The following is a 19,443-nucleotide window of genomic DNA, read 5'->3' as shown; positions in this document are numbered from 1 at the left end:
TGATATTTAAATTTTAAACTATGGAAAACACATTCGAAAACAAAACTTTATTAATTGACACTACAAACGAAGTTCGTGTAGCATTTTATAAAAAAACGTATGCACATGTTGCAGGAGGCGTTTTACTATTTGTTCTTTTTGAATATTTATTATTGCAAAGTGATGCTATTGTAAACTTTCTTTTGTCTATGACAGAAGGTTGGCGTTGGTTGGTAATGTTAGGTGGCTTTATGTTGGCTACTAATTATGCAGAAAGTACAATTATGAAAACTGCCGATAAAAATATACAGTATATGGCATTTGCTCTATATGTTTTTGCACAAGCAATAATTTTTGTACCACTTTTATATATTGCAATTTATTATACAGAAAGTATAGATTTAGTGCAACAAGCAGCTGTAGTAACTTTGGCTTTATTTGTTGGAATATCTGCCATTGTTTTTATCACTAAAAAAGATTTCTCTTTCATAAAAGCTGGATTAACAATTGGTTTTTTTATAGCTATAGGTTTAATTATTGCAGGAACCTTATTTGGCTTTAATTTAGGTTTATGGTTTTCTGTAGCAATGTGTTTATTGGCTGGAGGTTCTATACTTTATCAAACATCTAACTTGGTAAATAAATACGGAACTGAAGATTATATACCTGCCTCTTTAGGACTATTTGCTTCATTAATGTTGTTATTTTGGTATGTATTATCCATTTTCATGTCAAGAGATTAAAGCGTTTATCTTATAGATTTTAAAAAAAATCAGTACTAAAAAGTACTGATTTTTTTTGTTTAAAACTCAAAATATTATCAATAAATAATATTTTATTATTGTTTATCAATAATTTTTATATATTTGTGATGCTAAAAAATAATAAAATGAGAAAAAAACAAATCTATAGTGTAGTAAGAATATTAGTAATTGGAGCAATTACTTTATTTGTTGGATCAAAACTCACTAAACAAAATAAAAGATCAACTGAATTTTCAGAGTTTATCATTTCTATTAAAAATAATGATAACAAAATAACAATGAAATGCGAAAAAGGATGTGCTTGGAAACAATTAACTTATACTATTAAAGAAGAAAATAAAAAACAAACTATTGATGAATATGGAATGACTGAATTTAATAAGAATTCTTCAAAAAAAGAAAAATATTTAGCAAATTTTTTAATCAAAATAGAGAAGACAGATAAAGGCTTAAAGTTAAATGGAATTGAAGGAACTGCTTGGATTGAATTAGAATTTTCACTTGCCGATAATAGATTTCAAACAATTGATAACTTAGGAATGATTTAATAAATTGACATGAAAAAGATTAAAATTTTAAAAAATATAATAGATTTTATTTGGTGGCTATCAATTACAGCAATTGTAATTTTATTTTTTATATTATTAGGTACATTAACTGGTATCATTGAAGTGAGTCCAAATTTTAGATTTTCTATAAACGAAACTGATTTAGATAATCTAACCAAAATTCAGCAAATTATTTTAATAATTTTACACCTTACCAAATTACTTCTTATTTATAGTTTATACTTATTTAGACAGATAATTCATAACTTTAACTCTTTAAAAATATTTAATAATTTAATTATTAAGAACTTTAATTTAATAGGATATAATCTTATAGTAGTAGGTTTTGCGTTTATTTTAAGTGATTTTATAGCACCCCTTTTTAATAATATAATTTATATGAATTTTCATGGTTTTGGTGTTGGACTAATAAGTGCTGGATTATTTTCAATTGTTTTAAGTGAAATTTTCAAAATTGCTAAGACTCAAAAACAAGAAAACGATTTAACAATATAACTATGGCAATCGTAGTAAATTTAGATGTAATGCTTGCCAAACGTAAAATGAAAAGCAAAGAGTTGGCAGAAATTATCGGTATTACAACCGCTAATTTATCCATCTTAAAATCGGGTAAAGCAAAAGCAATTCGTTTTTCTACTTTAGAAGCAATTTGCGAAGCTTTGGATTGCCAACCTGCAGATATTTTAGAATTTAAAGAAAATTAAAAAAGTTATTTCTATTTCTCAGTCAATGGTAAAAACTTTGCTCTAAATTTAAAAACCAATGGTAAACCTCTAGCTAAAATCCAAAATGTAAAGGCTATCCAAATAGCAGTTAATTTAAAATCGAAATAATCGAAAAGTAACAAAGTAGGTATAAAAACTAACCCTGTAGATAAAATTAATAAATTTCTTAGGTACTTCATTTCTCCCATTCCTTTAAACATTCCATCAAAAATAAACGTAATTGCATTGATTGGTTGTGTGAGTAAAACTATCCAAAAAATATAGTAAAATTGCTTTAAAACCTCAGGTTCTTTTGTGAAAATTATTCCAATAGAATCGTAAAAAAGCCAACCCATTAAAGCCATTAAAAATCCGGTAACTAAACCGTATTTAAACAATTTGTTACTCAACTCCAAAAGCGCTTTATAATCTTTTGCACCCAATAATTTACCAGATAAAATATTTCCAGCGCTAGAATATCCATCAATCATAAAAGCACCTAAAAGCCATATATTTAAACTAATTGTATATGCAGCAATATATTCTTTTCCATAACTTGTCGCATAAGAAGTTGCAAAATACAAAGCCGTATTTAATGCGATGGTTCTTATAAAAAGATTTCCCATCATGCCTAACAACCGTTTTATTTCTGGATGAAAAGGAAACGAAATTCTCAAAGATATTTCCGTTTTTTTCAATAATAAAATTACTGAAATTACTGCCATTGTAATTTGTGCAATTACACTAGCATACGCTGCTCCTTTGATATCCATAGCAGGAATAAAACCTTCAATTCCGTATACCAAAATAATATCTAAAACTATGTTTAAAGAAGCTCCAATAATGGCAATGATCATTGGGTAAAAAGTGTTTTGTAAACCCCTAAATGTTCCGAAAATCGCAAATACGAAAAGTGCAAAAGGAAAACCAAAAATTCTTATTTCAAAATAAGTAACACAATACTCTAAAATAACTCCAGATGCATTGTAAAACTGAAATATTTGTTCAGAAAAAGGAAAAGAAATTGCTAAAACCAATAAACTTCCTAAAACAACAATTGTTATGGCTTGAGCTGGTAAGTTTTTAACTTCATCTAGTTTATTGGCTCCTACATATTGTGATACAATTGATGATATTGCACTTCTAACTTGCCCAAAAACCCAAATTAGCATCGAAATAAAGGCTCCAACAATACCTACAGCAGCCAAACTTTCAGTTGCGTTTGAATTTATATTACCAATAATTGCTGTGTCTGTAATAGACAAAACAGGCTCTGCAATACCAGCAATTAAAGCAGGAATTGCCAATTTATTAATATGAGAAAAACTTATATTAGTTTTCAAGTAGAAAAAAATTTTTACAAATGTACATATCTAAAAGATGAGAAAATACCTTAATTTCTGAAAATTGAGTAACTTTGCAAAATAAATTTTCTACTATGAAAAACATTTTAGTACCTATAGGTTCAACAGAAAGTGCTCAAAATACACTACAATACGCAATTGATTTTGCAGCTGAAGTGAATGCCAATGTTTTTGTTTTTAGAGCTTATAATGCACCTACAAAAGCAGGAACTATAATTAACGTAAATGCAATTATTGAAAGAGAAACCAATTTGTATTTAAAAACATTAGTAACTTCTGTAAACAGAAGAAATGTTGAAGTTAAACTAATTGCCTCAAAAGGTTCGTTAATAGATAGCGTAGAAAATGTTGACAGTGAGATTGGTGTAGATTTAATTATTGTAGGCGCAAAAAGTAATTCTATTAAAGAAGAATTATTTTTAGGAAATACTGCTGGTAAATTGGCTAAAATGTCAGATTTACCTGTGCTAACAGTTCCAGATTCATATACTTTTAAACCAATTACAAATATATTAGTAGCTTTTAAAACCGGAATTGTAAAAAGAAAATCTGGCTTAAAACCACTGCAATTTATTGCAAAAACATTTAAACCAACTGTAAATTTACTATTGGTTAAAACACCAGAATATACAAATGAAGACTTAGAACTAAATAAAGGTTTAGCAGAGTTACAATCTACTTTAACGGTAACTGAAAATGCTACTACTTATCAAGGTGTTTTAGAACATAGTAAAACTTACAATCCTGATTTATTATGTGTTTTTAGGCGTAAAAGAGGTTTTTTTAAGAAACTTTGGGAGAAAAACACCATCTTAAAAGAAGAGTTTTACACTGCTGTTCCTTTATTAATTTTAAAGGGGAAATAAATATTTAAAAATTTTTATTTTATTTCTTTAAAAGATAAAACTTCAAAAGGATAGTCCATAGCGCAAATTGTCTGTTTTGCGTAATAACTTATGGTATTATACTCTAAATGAGTAGTTATTTCTGCTAGGGGAATCAAAACAAAAATTAAGATAAATAAAATAGCAATCGATTTTATAAAAGTACTTTTTTGTTGAGTTTTCAAATACATAACTTTAAGTAGATTACAACTTTTCAATTTTTAAAAATAGTATTAATATTTTAAATCTGCAGGTTCAATAAAATCAATTTCTGGGTTATAAATTTCTTTGATATACATTTTTATTTCCTCTAAAAATTCGTCTAATTTTTCTTGAGTGATTAACGTATCTGGTTGCCTGTAATTTGATGAAAAATTAATTGACAAAAATCCTTTATTTAAATTTTTAAAAGAATAAATTCCTGCGGTTAATGGTTGTTTAAAATCGTAGTTTTTACTTCTTGTAAATAGCAAAGCATACAATAAAACCTGAATGGCTTTATGGAATTTATCTTCTCGTAAATCGTCGTAATTTATAACTCGTAAATTCGCAGCAGTTACCATTCCTGTTTTGTAATCTATAATTCTAAGTTCGCCATTTAATTCATCAACTCTATCTACTTGACCATGAATTTTTATAGGGAAGTCAATACCATCAATAGTTATTTCTGTGGCTAAATTTTCTTCGGTAGCTAGTATTTTTAGTTTATTGTTTTCATTTGAAACCAGCTTTTTTTCTTGCTGTAAAAAATTCATCACAAATCGATTTGCAACTTCAAAAATTAAACGGTTTTTTCCAGTAGAAATATCGCCATTTTTAAAATGAATTTTAAAGTGTTTTGCAACTAACTTTTTGGCATCATCTTCCATTTTTGAAACCACTTCTTTGTTTAAAAATTTACCAACAAAAGGAGTATATAGCTCATCTAAAGTTTCATGAACAACAGTTCCTAAGGTATTAAAAGCTACTGTTTCTTCTACATCATCAAACTCTTTTAATTTTAAAATTTTCTGTTTATAAAATGCAATAGGATTGTGCAAATAATTTGTAAAAGCAGATGGAGAAATTCCTTTTTCTGACAATATTTTTAATTGCTCGAAAATAGATTCGTTTTTACGAATTTGCTTTAACTCAATTGTATCTGAAACTACTTTTGGAGAAATTATTTTTTGAATAATATTTGGTTTCAGCATTTCTAATTGCGTTACAAATCTGCTTTTTTCTCCACTTCCAAAAACATCATGTTCTGTATTGTATAAAATAAAAACGTTTTTTGCTCTTTGCAATAATCTGAAAAAATGATATGAAAAAATAGCATCTTTTTCTCTATAAGTTGGCAAACCAAAAGCGACTTTTACATCAAAAGGAATAAACGAGTTTTGTTGAGAACTTGCTGGTAAAATACCTTCATTGGTTGATGTTAAAATTACATTTTCAAAATCTAACACACGAGTTTCTAACATACCCATTACTTGTAATCCTTTAAGTGGTTCTCCTTGAAAAGATAGTGTTTCAGAAGCTATTAACTGTTTAAAAAATAAGGCTAAGGTTTTTAAATCTTGAAAATAATTATATTCTAAATGTAAGTTTTTCAGTTGTGTAAAAACGGTATAAAAACGAAATAAATATTCTTTTTCTAAATCTGTAGTTTCTTCTTTTAGTAAATTTATAAGCTCTAAAATTTGCTCAATAAAATCTGAAATTGAAGAAAATGGCGTAAATATAGTACCAATTGCAGCTTTTATTTTTTTATCACATTTTTCTAATAATTCGTCTATTTTACTTTTTGAAATAAAGGTCAAATTTTCTTTGGCAATTTTATCACAAAAATCATCTACAAATGCATTTTCTTCATCAATTAATAGTTTGTAAATCGCCTGATTTTTAAAAAAACGAACAACATCTTTGTAATAAAACTCATTAGTAGCTGTTTTTTGCAATTTTTCTTGCGAAGTAAAAAGCTGAAAAATTGAAAAAATCAAGGTTGTTGTTGGTATATCTTTTAAAGGATAACCCATTGTAATATTAATGGCGTTGATGTTTTTTGGAAGTGAGTTTAACGTTATAGGAAGTAACGTTTCATCTGCCATTATTAAAGCAGTATTATTAAAATTTTGGAATTTTTCTAAAATTTCTCCTGCATATTTTATTTGAGTTGTGTTTTTTGAAGCCCCAATTACTTGAATGTTTTTAGGTTCTGTAAATGATTTTCCGAGTGTTTTTAAATCGTTTTTTTCATAATACTTCCACTCTTTTTTATACTTTCTGATAAAAGTACCAGCTTGATGATTGGATTTGAAAAAAGCCTCATCTAAATCCCAATAAATTTCTGAGTTTCCGTTTTCTAATACTTTTTGAAACAAGAATTCTTCAGCTTTATTTAGTGCATTAAAACCAATAAAAAATATTTTTCTGCCAGAGTTCTTCTCTAAAAAAGTAGTGATTTTTTTAGACGCTTCTCTATACATGATTCCTTGATAACCAATTTTTTTCTCCAGTAAAAAAGCATAAAAAACTGGGTAATATTTATGCAGTCTTTCTAAAAAAGCATAGTGATCTTTTATCAACTCGGTTTCTTTAAAAGTTCCTGTTACAGACCATTTTTTCAATCGCTGAATGTCTCTCAAGTACACAAAAATTTCTTTTGTGTCTATTAAATGTTGATCGAGCTCATTAAAATCTTGTAACACTGTAAATGCCCAGGAAGAAAATTTATCGAAAGTATCTGGATCTTCTTCAATATTCTTATAAATCGAATAAAAATAAAATAATAGTTGAATGCTATCTACTTTTTCAATTTCAGAAACTTGTTTTACAAATTGTTCTATATTTAATATTTCGGGTAAAAAACCAGTTGCTATTTTGTCTTTTAGTTGCTGTTTTACAAATACTTTGGCTCTTTGTGAGGGCAAAACAAATAGTACGTTCTCAAAAGAAGTAGTTGTTTTTAAAATATCATCTAAAGTTTCGGAAATAAAAGATTGCATAGAAATTTTTAACATTCAAAATGAATTTCTAAATTACAAAAACTTACTTTTATAGGTGTTAAATCTTTAATTTTAATTTTGATGAAAAACGATTTAAAAATTGTGGGTATTCAAGCTGATTTGGTTTGGGAAAATTCTACTAAAAACATTGCTTTTTTTGAACAAGAAATCAAAAAGTTAGCTTCAGATATCGATTTAATTGTATTACCAGAAATGTTTGCATCTGGTTTTACTATGAATCCTGAAAATGTTGCTGAAAAAATGGATGGTTTTACTGTTTCTTGGATGCAAAAAATAGCATTTGAAAAACAAACAGCTATTTGCGGCAGTTTGGTGATTTCTGACGATGCTAACTTTTACAACAGATTTATTTTTGTTTTTCCTTCAGGTAAAATTGAAACATATGATAAAAGACATTCTTTTACTTTGGCTGGAGAAGACAAAGTGTACACTTCTGGTTCTAAAAAAATTATTATTGAGTTTAAAGGATGGAAAATTTGCCCGTTAATTTGTTATGATTTACGTTTTCCTGTTTGGGCTAGAAATAGCGAAAATTATGATTTATTATTATTTGTGGCTAATTGGCCTATTGCAAGAATAAAAGCTTGGGATACGCTTTTAAAAGCACGTGCAATAGAAAACATGAGTTATGTTGTTGGGGTTAATAGAACTGGAACTGATGCTAACAACTACGAATATTCTGGAAACTCTTTAATTATAGATTATTTAGGTGAAGAACTTTCTGCTTTAGGTGAAAATGAAGTTGGAAATATTACTGCAACTATTTTTAAGGACAAGCAAGTAAATGTGAGAGAAAAATTGGGGTTTTTAAATGATATGGATACTTTTTCTGTAGAATGTTAATTTAAAAAACTTGAATAACTTTATGTATTTAAATAATGAAAAAGACCTCACAGCTTTATAAAATTGTGAGGTCTTTGTTTTTAAAAAATATAGAAATTCTTTTTTATTCTATTGGTTTACAAACAAGTTTAGCCCAGATTGAACGGTTTGTTTGAGCTCTTTTTTATTCTTTTTTGAATAAAAAAAGCGAGTAGTGAAAGCTGGAAATAGCTTCTAATAAAACTATGCTGGTACCATCCACTTAAAATTAAACTTGGTATCTGGAATTACAATTCTTTCTGTAATTCTGTACATTCTGTCTGGTAATTTCATTAAATAATCACGTGCTTTTTCAGCTTCTGGAGTTAGATTGGTGATTTTGTCTATTTCCCACATGGTATTTAATTTTTTTAAAATATCTACATAATCGAAACCTGTGTATACGCCTACTCTTTGTGCTACTGCAGAAAAATCGTCGAACAAACTACCTTTCGCACCAAAAGATTCTCTTAAATGCATTGCAGGCATTACAATTTTGTATTTCATCATGTGTTGGAAAGCCAACATCATTTCACTTGGATCTATTTTAAAAATTTCTTTTACAAAATGTGCATATGCTTGGTGATGACGCATTTCATCTCCTGCAATAATTTTAGACATTTTTGCTAAAGCTTTATGCCCTTTTTTACGTGCAATTTTTGCTACGTTGTTATGCGAAATGTAAGTTGCTAATTCTTGAAATGTAGTGTATACAAAGTTTTTATATGGATCTGTTGATGTTCCAATATCAAAACCATCTGCAATTAAATGTTGTGTAGAAATTTCTACCTCACGCATGTTTACACGACCAGATAAGTACAAGTATTTGTTTAATGTATCTCCATGTCTGTTTTCTTCTGCTGTCCAAGTTCTAACCCATTTTGCCCAACTGTTATCAGGGTCTTGACTTACTCCATCTAAATCTAACAGCCAAGATTCGTAAGTGGGTAATGCTTCTTCTGTAATAGTATCTCCTACTAAAACTACCCAAAAATCGTCATCTAATTCTTTAGATATTTCTCTTATTTCTTCAACTTCAGAAATAAAAGTGTCTTTTTGTGAGTTTGGTAAAAAGTCTGTTGGTTGCCAAATTTTTTCAGCAGGAATTAAATACCTTTCCATGAAAGTATCCATGCTTTTTTCTAGCTGCAACATTACTTCTTTTCTAATATTTTTTATTGTGGACATGTGTTTATTTTATATGTTCTTTAATTACTTTTTCTGTTTTTTCTAATAAATCTTCAAACGGTAAAGAACTAATTTTTATTGGCTCGTGTGTGGTAATTGTTATTGGGCTACCTAAACCTAATGGAAATTTACCGTATTTAAAAACTTTCCACGAGTTATTTATAGTTAAAGGTACTATATAACCATCTTTATTAAATTTTGTGATTACTTTTAAGCCATTTACAGCAAATTTTTTGGGTTCACCATTTCTACTTCTTGTACCTTCTGGAAAAATAATGGCTCCCCATTTATTTTCATTGATTCTTTTTGAAAAATTCACCAATTCAGAAATTGCTTGTTTTGGATCTTTTCTGTTAATTAGTGCTGCACCTCCATTTCTTAAATTGAAAGACACACTTGGAATGCCTTTTCCTAATTCGATTTTTGCTACAAATTTTGGATGTTGTTTTCTAAAAAACCATCCTATTGGAGGAATATCAAATGTAGATTGATGGTTTGATACAAATATTACAGAAGTATCTTCTGGTATTTTGTATTTGTTAATCAACCTTATTGGAACTCCAATTATTAACATCGATTTTACTAAGAAAAAATTTAATGTGGCAACAACTGCGTTATGGGCTTTATGACCAAATAAATTTAAACTTAACCATTGTAATGGATGAAAGATGATTAGGAATAAAAAAAACACCAATACAAAGATTGGTGATAGTATGTAACTTAATATTTTCATTTTATAACCAGTTATTCCAAGGTATTCTTGAAAGTATTAATAACAATGCAATTCCGTAAAAGATGGCAAATGTTTTAAACTTTTCGGCATCTCTTGTTTTCTTTTTATGTTTAGACCAACCAATTGTTATTAACACGATGGCTAAAATCATCATAATTGGGTGTTCTATTGCTAATAATCTTGTTGCTTTTTCACCCATCACTGTACCTGCATCTGCTTTTAAAGCCTTATACCAAGGTGACATAAAGTACCAAGCTAAACCTATTAATAATTGAATATGTGATACTATTAATGCAAATAAACCAATTCGTAAATCTTTGTCTTTAAATTGTTTTTTTTGAGTGAATCCTACAATGGCATTTATTACTGCAAAAATTAAAATTGCTAATACTAAATATGCCCAATAAGAGTGTACGTCTTTCATCATAATAGTTCGTTTTATTAGTTCTTACAAAGTTACTAATTTTTAAGCAGAAAAAAACCACCTCGAATGAGGTGGTTTTTAAAATTTTTATAAAAGGTACGTATTAGAAGTTATATCTAACACTTGCATTCCAAGTTCTACCCCAACCAAAATATCCTCTGTTTGAAGTATCTATACCTCTGTAAGTATCTGAACTTCCAGTTGCTAAGTTTGCAGAAGTTAATTCTGATAAGTACTCTCTATCTAAAACGTTGTTTACGTTAACTCTAAAATCTAACGATTTTGTTTTATCAGTTCCTAAGTCTAATCTGTAAGAAGCTCCGAAATCTAATAAACCATAAGATGGTAATTGTAATTCACCTCTTGTTGGACTTACGTTTGCATATAAACGATCGTAATATCTAAAATCTGAATCTACGCTTAAACCATTAAATATTGTATAATCAACACCTAAACCATAAGAAGTTTGTGCAGCATCACCAACGTTAATACCATCTACATTTTCTACAGACTCACTAATTAAGTTTCTGTCTTCATCAAAAGTTTGAGTTCTAAGTTCTCCTAAATATTTCCAATCTCCTAAAGATGCGAAACCTTTTAGTCTTAAACCTTCTGCTAAGTTAGCAACAAAATCAAATTCAACACCTTTGTGGTATTGGTTTTGACCAAATGTTTGTGTATTTGTTACAACACCTGCAGTTGTTACATCTGTAAAACCATCAACTCTATCTCTCCAGCTTGTGCTATATAAGTTTACGCTACCGCTAAAAAACTCTGATTTAAAGTTATAACCAAATTCTAAACCAAAGATTTTTTCGTTTTGTGAAAATGGGTTGATTGAGTTATCGAAATTGTTAAAAATATTATCATGATAAGGCTGACGTGAATAATAACCAGTATTCATGTAAACAGAACTTCTTTCTGTTAAATTAAAACCAGCTCCAATTTTTAAGTTGTAACCTACGTTATTTAATTTTTCTGAATCTTCGAATTCTGGTTGATAATCATATCTGTCAAATCTTTGGTGACTTTGGTTTGAAACCGAACCCTGAAAGAAAGCCGACATTACATCATCTGCATATTCTAACTGTGTAAATAAACCTCCGTAAGAAATTCTTTCACTGTTATCATAATCAATTCTTTGGTTTTCAGCCATGGTACTAAAAGTTGCATCCCATGGATTTGCTTTTCCGCTTTCAGTTGCAGTAACTGCTACTGTTGGTCCTGTTCTATTATCATTATCGTCTTTTAATGTTCTGTCTTCTGTCCAAGAAGTTAAACCATGAAAGTTTTCAACTTGTCTAAAGTGTGTACCATAATACGTTCTTAAATCTGCACCAACATTCCAAGTTACGTTGTCATTAATTTTGTGCTCGAAGTTAGAAACTACACCATACCAGCTATGTAAATTCATTGAAGCTCTAGTGATATAAGCATCGTTTCCGAAGTTACCATCACCACCTGTTGCTAAGTTATTTGCATAAATTGCATCATAATCAATTAAACCATCTGCAGTTCTTTCTCTGTTTCCTCTGTTTCCAGTTCCACCACCTCTACCAAAAGAAGCATATAATACTGTAGATAAACTAGAAGCGTCAGATATTTGATAATCCCAGTTTAGGTTTAATACTGGTTTGTGATAAAAGTTTCTTCTTTCTGTTAAGTATTGACCTTTGTAAAAACCAAAGTTGTTATTGTATTTTTTACCTTTATCTAAATAAACACTAATGCTTTTTGTGAAGTTTTGATCGTGCCATTGTGGTGCACCTGTAATTAAGAAGTTAAAGTTATGATCATCATTTGGCTTGTATCCAAAAGAGATAAAGTACGTTTGCCCTTGAGCTCTTGTTCCATTATTATAACCATCACCTTGCCAGTGAGATAACATAACGCTTGTACCCCAACCACTATCGCTCATACCCGTATTGTACATTGCAGTAGTTTTTAAGTAACCGTCATTTGCTGTTCCAACATAAAAAGAACCACCTTCGTTTTTATCTGTAGTTTTAGTTACAAAGTTCATTGTACCACCAACAGAAGAAATTGCTAATTTAGAAGCTCCTAAACCTCTCTGAATTTGAACTGCAGAAGCAATATCGTTAACTCCAGACCAGTTAGACCAGTACATTTTACCATCTTCCATTCCATTAATTGGTTGTCCGTTTAATAAGAATGCTGTGTTTGTTTGATCAAAACCACGTACAGAGATTCTAGAATCACCAAAACCACCTGCTTGACCAGATACGTAAATTGATGGTGTGTTTACAAGAGCCATAGTAACATCTTGAGTACCAATTTTCTTTTGAATTTCTGCTGCTTTAATAGTTGATACAGCAATTGGAGTTTTTCTACCTCCAGCTAAATCAATTACACCTTTACCAACAATTACAATTTCTTCTAAAGAGTTTTCATCTTCTTGAAGTTTAATTGAACCTACGTTGTTTTTTGAAGAAGAAAAAGCTATTTCTCTAGTTGTATAACCAATAAAAGAAACTACTAATTTTCCTGTTTGTGCTTTTGCGTTTAAGGTAAAGTTTCCATCAAAATCTGTTGATGTTCCGTTTTTAGTACCTTTTTCCAAAACACTTGCTCCTGGTAATGGTTGACCTGTTTGATCTACAATTTTACCAGTAATTTTAGTTTGTCCTAAAACTGTTGCTGTTACAAAAAATAACGCTACAAATAATAAGTTTTTAAAATGTTTCATTGTTGAATTTTAGATTATTTTAATTTTCTGCAAAATTCTTTCTTTTACAGGTTTCTAATGTTAACTTAATGTTAAGCTTTAACAAAACATTAAGACAGTTAAAATTAAATAAATATGTTTTGAAATCTGAAAATCAACAAATTAGATATCAACAAAGTTGTTAACTAAAATAGAATATATAGTTAATCTTTTGGTGAATATACTTTAAAACCTAAAAACTACTGTTTATTCAATAATTTCTTAGCTAATTCTTTACCTAATTCTACTCCGAATTGATCGTAACTATATATATTCCATAAAATACCTTGAGTATATATTTTATGTTCATACAAAGCCACTAATTTACCCAAAGAGTGAGGTGTAAGTTTATCAAAAAGAATTGCATTACTTGGTCTGTTTCCTTCAAAAACTTTAAATGGAAGTAATTGTGAAATTTTGTCTTCATCACCAGAAAACTTTAACTCTAAATGAACTTCTTCTTTCGTTTTTCCAAAAGCTAAAGCGTCCATTTGAGCATAATAGTTAGCCATTAGCTTTTTGTGATGGTCTGTTAAACCGTATAAAGATTGTTTATAACCAATAAAATCGGCAGGTATTAGTTTGGTTCCTTGATGTACCAGTTGCATAAATGCATGCTGCATGTTTGTTCCTGTACTTCCCCAAACTATTGTACCTGTTTGATAATCTATTTTATCTCCATTTCTATCTACTCCTTTTCCATTACTTTCCATAATGGCTTGTTGTAAATAATCTGGTAGTTTTTTTAAATATTGTGTGTAAGGTAAAACTGCTTCTGTTTCTGCTCCATAAAAATTATTGTACCAAATACTTAATAATGCTAAAATTACCGGAATATTTTCATTGAAATCTGTATTTCTGAAATGTAAATCCATTTCTTCTGCTCCATCTAACAAAGCTCGGTAATTATCGAAACCTACAGATAAACTGATAGATAGCCCCACAGCAGACCATAGTGAAAAACGACCACCAACCCAGTTCCACATTGGAAAAACGTTAGTTTTGTCTATTCCGAAATTATCTACAGCTTCTAAATTTGTTGAAACAGCTACAAAGTGTTTTGGGATATCAAATATTGTTGCCGATTTTAAAAACCAGTTTTTAATTGTTTCTGCATTCGTAATGGTTTCTTGCGTTGTAAAAGTTTTTGAAACGATAACAAAAAGTGTTGTTTCTGGATTTAATTTTTTTATAATTTCAGAAACATGATCACCATCTATATTTGAAACAAAATGCGTAGTTAAATGATTTTTATAGTACTGTAATGATTCTACAATCATGTCTGGTCCTAAATCGCTTCCACCAATACCAATATTTACAACATCTGTAATAGCTTTACCTGTGTAACCTTTCCATTTTCCGGAAATAACTTTGTTACTAAAGCTTCTTATTTTTCTTAATGCAGTTTGTATTTGTGGTTTTATGTTTTTTCCGTTTACCAAAACTGGTTCTTCAGAAGTGCTTCTTAAAGCTGTATGTAGTACTTCTCTACCTTCAGTAACATTTATAACTTCACCATTAAATTGTTTTTCAATAGCATCTTTTAAATTTACTTCTTTTGCTAATTCTACTAATAATGAAATTGTTTCTTCTGTAATTCTATTTTTAGAAAAATCAACTAATAAATCATCAAATTCTATAGAAAAATCTTCTTTTCTTGAAGCATTTTTATACAAATCTTTAATGTTAATATCTTTATTTTCATTAAAGTGATTTGTTAATTTTTCCCATGCTTTTGTTTTGGTTGGGTTGATATTTTGTAAAGCCATTCTATTAATTTTGTGCTATAACTTCCGAAATTACTGGAGGTTCTTTTATTTTAAGTTGGTTATGATCTAATTGATATTTTAATGGAGCTATGAAGTCTAAAAACTTAGGTTTTAAGCTTTTTTTCAAAGGTTCTGCTGCAGGTAATTTTTGTTTAAAAGGATCTACTTGTTTGCCATGTTTCCAAAAACGGTAACATACATGTGGACCACCAGTATTTCCTGTCATTCCAACCCAACCGATTACTTGACCTTGTTTTACGTATTGTCCTTTTTTAACATTACGTTTTCTCATGTGTAAATATTGGGTAGAATATGTACTATTATGTTTTATTTTTACATAATTTCCATTACCTCCTCTTCTTGCAGATTCTGTAACTGTTCCGCTTGCAGTTGCTAAAATTTCTGTTCCAATATTTGCAGCAAAATCTGTGCCTCTGTGCGGTTTTACACGATTACCGTAATAAGCAATTCGCCTTTTCAAATTGTACCTTGATGAAATTCTGTACTGAAATTTTATTGGGGATTTTAAAAATTGACTTCGCAACATGTTTCCTGCTTCATCATAATATTCAGGAATACCTTTTATAGAGTCTGCAATGAAACGAAATGCGTATAGATTTTCTCCTTTATGATTAAATACTGCCGATTTTATGTTTCCATAACCTGCAAATAATGAATCGTTGATGTATTTTTCTTCAAAAACTAATTTAAAAGAATCTCCTTTTTGTAGTTTGTAAAAATCTAAAGTCCAAGCGTAAATATCTGCAACAGCCCAAGTTAAATTTGGTGATAAATGCAAACTATCCATAGTATTAGATAAGTTTGAATATATTTTACCTTCAACTATTTTTTCGACTGTTTTTATTGGTTGTAAATAAGAATATGCTTCAATTATAGAATCTTTAAAATCTACAACTGTGGCTCTTATTTTATCATTTTTATAAATAAAAACTTTTGCTTCTTCTAGAGAGTCTTTACTTGCTAAAATCATGTAAGGCTTACCAGCTCTTACTCTTCTCACATCAAAAACTTCTTTTATTTCACCTGCAATTTTGTTTATTTTTGGATAGTCTACATGATGTCTATCCATAATTTCACCAAAACTTTCACCACTTTTTATAGTATCTTGTATGACTTTATAATCATCAATTTTAAAACCGTATTTGTATACTGGCTCTACTATTGCAGGTTCTTTTGTTGTTAAAACTGGCTTTTTATCTTCATTTTTACAGGAAGAAAAAGCGATTAAAAATATTAAAAGAGAGAATACTTTTTTCAAAAAATGGGAGTGATTTTATTTGTTGCCCAAAAGTACAAATAAAATTGATTTATTTTCAATCTTACAGATGAAGTTCCGATAACGGTTTCGTTAAAGTTTTTATAATTTTTTAATCTACTCCAAACGTATTTGCCAAACCTTTATATTCTTCAAGTTCAGCTCTTAAAGAACCTACTGATAAAGATGCACTCATTTTTATTGGAATTTTATTTGCATCGTCAGTTATCCAAATAGTAACACTTTCTTGTGCTTTAAAAACTCTACCAGATTGCACTAAAGGTCTAAAAATTAATGTATTTACTTTACCAAAGGTAGTTTTTAAAACTTCTTTACCTAAAAAACGAAGTTTAAAAGGGTAAATTTGAGAGTCCATAAAAATATCAATCGCTATTTCTTCTCCTTTCTTCATATCCTTTACATCTTGATTTCTTAGATAATAGAAAGCAGAAAGCATGTCTTGTGCATTTAAAACATTTACAGTAGTGTCTTTTTGCTTTATAAAATCTTGCACGTACGCATTACCTAAATTATAATTAAACTTAGTTATTGTGTGTTTTTTATAACCTCCTTCGTCAATTTTTCTTTTAAATAAATAGGGCTTTACAACGTTTTTATCAAAATAAGATTCGTAAACATCATCAACTTTAAAAAACCATTTTATCATTCCAGAGGTCCAACCAGAACCTTTAGTATGAAATACTTTTTTTCCGTTTAAATCTGTTTCTTCAACTTCTAAAACTGCAGTTCCAGCTCTTAAAAAACCACTGTAGCTCATTTTATATCGTAACCATTCACCACCTTTAAAAGCTGGTTTTTCTTCTTGTGAAAATAAAGAAATGGTTATAAAAAAGAGAAGTAATATAATATTGTATTTTTTCATAGATTTCAAACTTATAAAAAAGTAATGACAATTACCGTTCCAAAAAAGAAAAAAGTTATTTGCTACTAATTTGTAAATGACTTTTTTAACTTTTTCTTACATTTTAAAAAGTACCCCAATTTTTTAATTCGTCTTTACTCCATAAATAAGGAAAAAATATTCTTCTTTGATATTTTGGATGCATGTATTTACGCCAATTGCTTCCTCCTGTTGCTTCTAAATCTGAATCTTTGCCACCAATATATTTTCCAGCTGCATTGTAATGAGCCATAACCCATTTTACATTTACTGTGTAATCGTAATGACGCATTGCTTTTATCAAATCATCATTTTCTTGAACTTCTTTGGGCAATTGTTTAAACTTTTTTGAAAGATTTATATCATTGTAATCTTCCATAAAGTCGATAAAATCTCCTATGTATTTTTTTTCGAATAAATTTAATAAAGTTGATTTTTGCCCTGTCGTATAATTTTTACCTGCAGCTTGCCAATATAAATGATTGTATGCGTGTTTGAATGACGAATTTCTATCAATATTATCTCTAAAACGTGCATCAATTAGGTTGATTAGTTCTGTGGAAGCAAATTCAATTTTACGATATTGCGCTGATTGAAAGCCACTGGCAGGTGTTAATGTATTTCTGAATTTTAAATATTGGTCTTTTTCCATTCCATCTGCCATGACATTAAAAGAGCTACAAAGCATATCAAAATACCTGCTGATTCTACCTAAATGCATAGAAAATTTATCGGCTGTTACTTTTACCGTTTTTGCAACTTGATCAATTTCCCAAAGTATCATTTTAAACAATAATTCGTTTACTTGATGATACATAATAAACACCATTTCATCTGGCTGTGTAGTTCTTGGAGTTTGCAACCCTAACAATGCATCTGTTTGAATATAATCCCAATAGGTAATTGGAGTACTGTGTAATAAGCCTTCTAACATTGCATCTACAGGCACACCCAATTTATCGTATTTTTCTTCTATTGCTTTTAAAATTTCGTCTCTTTCCATTTTTGTTGATTGAGTAACAAAGATATAATAGTTTTTAAAAAATAAAGTCCTCAAAGGTTTTAAAAAACCTTTGAGGACTGAGAAAATTTATCCTAAAAAAACTGCTTCTGAAAACTGAAAACTATTTTAAAGCGTTCCTCTTTTTGCTTGTTCTCTTTCAATAGATTCAAACAACGCTTTAAAGTTTCCTGCTCCAAAACCACGAGCTCCCATTCTTTGTATAATTTCGAAAAACAAGGTTGGTCTGTCTTCTACTGGTTTTGTAAAAATTTGTAACAAATAACCTTCCTCGTCAGCATCAATCATAATTCCTAAACTTTTTAAGATTTCGATATCTTCGCCCAATTCATGACTAAATGCTGATAATCTTGCTGGAACTTCATGATAATATTCTTCTGGTGGAATGGATAAAAATTCAACACCATTCGAACGTAATTGCGAAACGGTTTTAATAATATCATCTGTAGCAACAGCAATATGTTGCACGCCTGCACCTTCATAAAAATCTAAATATTCTTCAATTTGAGAACGTTTTTTTCCTTCTGCTGGTTCGTTTATTGGAAATTTAATTCGTCCATTTCCATTCGACATTACTTTACTCATTAATGCAGAATATTCTGTATGAATTTGCTTGTCATCAAAAGATAAAAAGTTGACAAACCCCATAACATCTTCATAGAATTTTACCCAAACATTCATTTGATTCCAACCTACATTACCCACCATATGATCTATGTATTTTAAACCTGCAGTTGGCGGATTGTAATCGGATTCCCATTTTTTAAAACCTGGTAGAAAAACTCCGTCGTAATTTTTACGCTCTACGAACATATGTACAGTTTCTCCATAAGTGTAAATTCCTGCTCTTACCACTTCACCAAATTCATCTTTTTCTACTGTTGGTTCCATATACGATTTTGCACCTCTTGAGGTGGTTTCTTCATAAGATTTTCTGGCATCTTCTACCCAAAGTGCTACCACTTTTACACCATCTCCATGTTTTACAATATGGTCGTTTATAGGTGATTTACTATTAAGTGGTGTTGTTAAAACCAACCTGATTTTATCTTGTTTTAACACATAACTTACAGAGTCTTTTGCTCCTGTTTCCAAACCACGATATGCGTAAGATTGAAAACCAAAAGCTGTTTTGTAGAAATGCGCTGCTTGTTTTGCATTTCCCACATAAAATTCTACATAATCTGTTCCTAACAATGGAAGGAAATCTTGTGCTCCTTCAAATATTTTTTCTAAACCGTAGTTTACTGATTTTATCTCTTTTTTACTCATT

Annotated in this window: 18 protein-coding genes; 6 read left to right on the top strand and 12 right to left on the bottom strand. The window is 29.4% G+C overall.

Features of this window, described 5'->3' with window-relative positions:
• The first annotated feature begins 20 nt into the window (after positions 1-20).
• The 4 genes from FDT66_RS07875 (at position 21) to FDT66_RS07860 (ending at position 2,016) form a co-directional block, all read left to right on the top strand.
• The gene (locus tag FDT66_RS07875; RefSeq protein WP_138535620.1) at positions 21-722 is read left to right on the top strand and encodes a Bax inhibitor-1/YccA family protein; all 702 of its coding nucleotides are present in this window, start codon (positions 21-23) and stop codon (positions 720-722) included.
• A 146-nt stretch (positions 723-868) separates the two neighbouring features.
• A complete protein-coding gene (locus tag FDT66_RS07870) occupies positions 869-1,291 on the top strand; it encodes a hypothetical protein (RefSeq protein ID WP_138535619.1) in 423 nt (140 codons plus the stop codon).
• Between the two features lie 9 nt (positions 1,292-1,300).
• A complete protein-coding gene (locus FDT66_RS07865) occupies positions 1,301-1,807 on the top strand; it encodes a DUF2975 domain-containing protein (RefSeq protein WP_138535618.1) in 507 nt (168 codons plus the stop codon).
• A gap of 2 nt (positions 1,808-1,809) precedes the next feature.
• Positions 1,810-2,016 (top strand): helix-turn-helix domain-containing protein, encoded by a 207-nt coding sequence (locus FDT66_RS07860; RefSeq protein WP_138535617.1) that lies wholly within the window; start codon positions 1,810-1,812, stop codon positions 2,014-2,016.
• Positions 2,017-2,027: 11 nt separating this feature from the next.
• Here FDT66_RS07860 and FDT66_RS07855 read toward each other — a convergent pair whose 3' ends face one another.
• A complete protein-coding gene (locus FDT66_RS07855; RefSeq protein WP_138535616.1) occupies positions 2,028-3,359 on the bottom strand; it encodes an MATE family efflux transporter in 1,332 nt (443 codons plus the stop codon).
• 95 nt (positions 3,360-3,454) lie between these two features.
• Here FDT66_RS07855 and FDT66_RS07850 point away from each other — a divergent pair, with 95 nt between their 5' ends.
• Positions 3,455-4,246: a universal stress protein gene (locus FDT66_RS07850; RefSeq protein WP_138535615.1), complete on the top strand. Its 792-nt coding sequence runs from the start codon at positions 3,455-3,457 to the stop codon at positions 4,244-4,246.
• A gap of 14 nt (positions 4,247-4,260) precedes the next feature.
• Here the strand turns inward: FDT66_RS07850 and FDT66_RS14130 are convergent, their stop codons facing one another.
• Together FDT66_RS14130 and FDT66_RS07845 are read right to left on the bottom strand one after the other, a co-directional pair.
• Entirely contained in the window at positions 4,261-4,449 is a 189-nt protein-coding gene (locus FDT66_RS14130; protein ID WP_222927914.1) for a hypothetical protein, read from the bottom strand.
• 48 nt (positions 4,450-4,497) lie between these two features.
• On the bottom strand, positions 4,498-7,251 hold the full coding sequence (locus tag FDT66_RS07845; protein WP_138535658.1) for a PD-(D/E)XK nuclease family protein: 2,754 nt from the start codon (positions 7,249-7,251) through the stop codon (positions 4,498-4,500).
• Positions 7,252-7,332: 81 nt separating this feature from the next.
• Here FDT66_RS07845 and FDT66_RS07840 point away from each other — a divergent pair, with 81 nt between their 5' ends.
• Positions 7,333-8,115, top strand: coding sequence for an amidohydrolase (locus tag FDT66_RS07840; protein WP_138535614.1), 783 nt, complete (start codon positions 7,333-7,335; stop codon positions 8,113-8,115).
• Between the two features lie 222 nt (positions 8,116-8,337).
• On the opposite strand, the gene FDT66_RS07835 is transcribed toward FDT66_RS07840, so the two are convergent.
• The 9 genes from FDT66_RS07835 to hppD form a co-directional block, all read right to left on the bottom strand.
• Positions 8,338-9,321, bottom strand: a complete 984-nt coding sequence (locus FDT66_RS07835) for an acyl-ACP desaturase (protein ID WP_138535613.1) — start codon at positions 9,319-9,321, stop codon at positions 8,338-8,340.
• A gap of 4 nt (positions 9,322-9,325) precedes the next feature.
• On the bottom strand, positions 9,326-10,054 hold the full coding sequence (locus tag FDT66_RS07830) for a lysophospholipid acyltransferase family protein (protein WP_138535612.1): 729 nt from the start codon (positions 10,052-10,054) through the stop codon (positions 9,326-9,328).
• A gap of 1 nt (position 10,055) precedes the next feature.
• Complete coding sequence (locus tag FDT66_RS07825) at positions 10,056-10,478, bottom strand: hypothetical protein (RefSeq protein WP_138535657.1); 423 nt, start codon at positions 10,476-10,478, stop codon at positions 10,056-10,058.
• Positions 10,479-10,581: 103 nt separating this feature from the next.
• The gene (locus FDT66_RS07820; RefSeq protein WP_138535611.1) at positions 10,582-13,185 is read right to left on the bottom strand and encodes a TonB-dependent receptor; all 2,604 of its coding nucleotides are present in this window, start codon (positions 13,183-13,185) and stop codon (positions 10,582-10,584) included.
• Positions 13,186-13,403: 218 nt separating this feature from the next.
• Positions 13,404-14,972 carry a glucose-6-phosphate isomerase gene (gene pgi, locus FDT66_RS07815; protein ID WP_138535610.1) on the bottom strand — a complete coding sequence of 523 codons (1,569 nt, stop codon included), beginning with the start codon at positions 14,970-14,972 and terminating at the stop codon, positions 13,404-13,406.
• Positions 14,973-14,976: 4 nt separating this feature from the next.
• Positions 14,977-16,251 carry a M23 family metallopeptidase gene (locus FDT66_RS07810; protein WP_138535609.1) on the bottom strand — a complete coding sequence of 425 codons (1,275 nt, stop codon included), beginning with the start codon at positions 16,249-16,251 and terminating at the stop codon, positions 14,977-14,979.
• 109 nt (positions 16,252-16,360) lie between these two features.
• The gene (locus tag FDT66_RS07805; protein WP_138535608.1) at positions 16,361-17,131 is read right to left on the bottom strand and encodes a DUF3108 domain-containing protein; all 771 of its coding nucleotides are present in this window, start codon (positions 17,129-17,131) and stop codon (positions 16,361-16,363) included.
• 103 nt (positions 17,132-17,234) lie between these two features.
• Positions 17,235-18,152 (bottom strand): tryptophan 2,3-dioxygenase family protein, encoded by a 918-nt coding sequence (locus FDT66_RS07800; RefSeq protein WP_138535607.1) that lies wholly within the window; start codon positions 18,150-18,152, stop codon positions 17,235-17,237.
• A gap of 126 nt (positions 18,153-18,278) precedes the next feature.
• Positions 18,279-19,442 carry a 4-hydroxyphenylpyruvate dioxygenase gene (gene hppD / locus FDT66_RS07795; RefSeq protein WP_138535606.1) on the bottom strand — a complete coding sequence of 388 codons (1,164 nt, stop codon included), beginning with the start codon at positions 19,440-19,442 and terminating at the stop codon, positions 18,279-18,281.
• Position 19,443: the final 1 nt, after the last annotated feature.

The organism is Polaribacter aestuariivivens, from assembly GCF_005885675.1.
Lineage (GTDB): Bacteria > Bacteroidota > Bacteroidia > Flavobacteriales > Flavobacteriaceae > Polaribacter > Polaribacter aestuariivivens.
This window is presented reverse-complemented; position numbering and strand designations above follow the sequence as displayed.

Coding starts and splice junctions, on each gene's coding strand:
- FDT66_RS07820 (WP_138535611.1), bottom strand. CDS start 13,185: ATGAAACATTTTAAAAACTTATTATTTGTAGCGTTATTTTTTGTAACA.
- FDT66_RS07805 (WP_138535608.1), bottom strand. CDS start 17,131: ATGAAAAAATACAATATTATATTACTTCTCTTTTTTATAACCATTTCT.
- FDT66_RS07835 (WP_138535613.1), bottom strand. CDS start 9,321: ATGTCCACAATAAAAAATATTAGAAAAGAAGTAATGTTGCAGCTAGAA.
- FDT66_RS07825 (WP_138535657.1), bottom strand. CDS start 10,478: ATGAAAGACGTACACTCTTATTGGGCATATTTAGTATTAGCAATTTTA.
- FDT66_RS07870 (WP_138535619.1), top strand. CDS start 869: ATGAGAAAAAAACAAATCTATAGTGTAGTAAGAATATTAGTAATTGGA.
- FDT66_RS07865 (WP_138535618.1), top strand. CDS start 1,301: ATGAAAAAGATTAAAATTTTAAAAAATATAATAGATTTTATTTGGTGG.
- FDT66_RS07875 (WP_138535620.1), top strand. CDS start 21: ATGGAAAACACATTCGAAAACAAAACTTTATTAATTGACACTACAAAC.
- FDT66_RS07845 (WP_138535658.1), bottom strand. CDS start 7,251: ATGCAATCTTTTATTTCCGAAACTTTAGATGATATTTTAAAAACAACT.
- FDT66_RS07800 (WP_138535607.1), bottom strand. CDS start 18,152: ATGGAAAGAGACGAAATTTTAAAAGCAATAGAAGAAAAATACGATAAA.
- FDT66_RS07850 (WP_138535615.1), top strand. CDS start 3,455: ATGAAAAACATTTTAGTACCTATAGGTTCAACAGAAAGTGCTCAAAAT.
- pgi (WP_138535610.1), bottom strand. CDS start 14,972: ATGGCTTTACAAAATATCAACCCAACCAAAACAAAAGCATGGGAAAAA.
- hppD (WP_138535606.1), bottom strand. CDS start 19,442: ATGAGTAAAAAAGAGATAAAATCAGTAAACTACGGTTTAGAAAAAATA.
- FDT66_RS07830 (WP_138535612.1), bottom strand. CDS start 10,054: ATGAAAATATTAAGTTACATACTATCACCAATCTTTGTATTGGTGTTT.
- FDT66_RS07840 (WP_138535614.1), top strand. CDS start 7,333: ATGAAAAACGATTTAAAAATTGTGGGTATTCAAGCTGATTTGGTTTGG.
- FDT66_RS07860 (WP_138535617.1), top strand. CDS start 1,810: ATGGCAATCGTAGTAAATTTAGATGTAATGCTTGCCAAACGTAAAATG.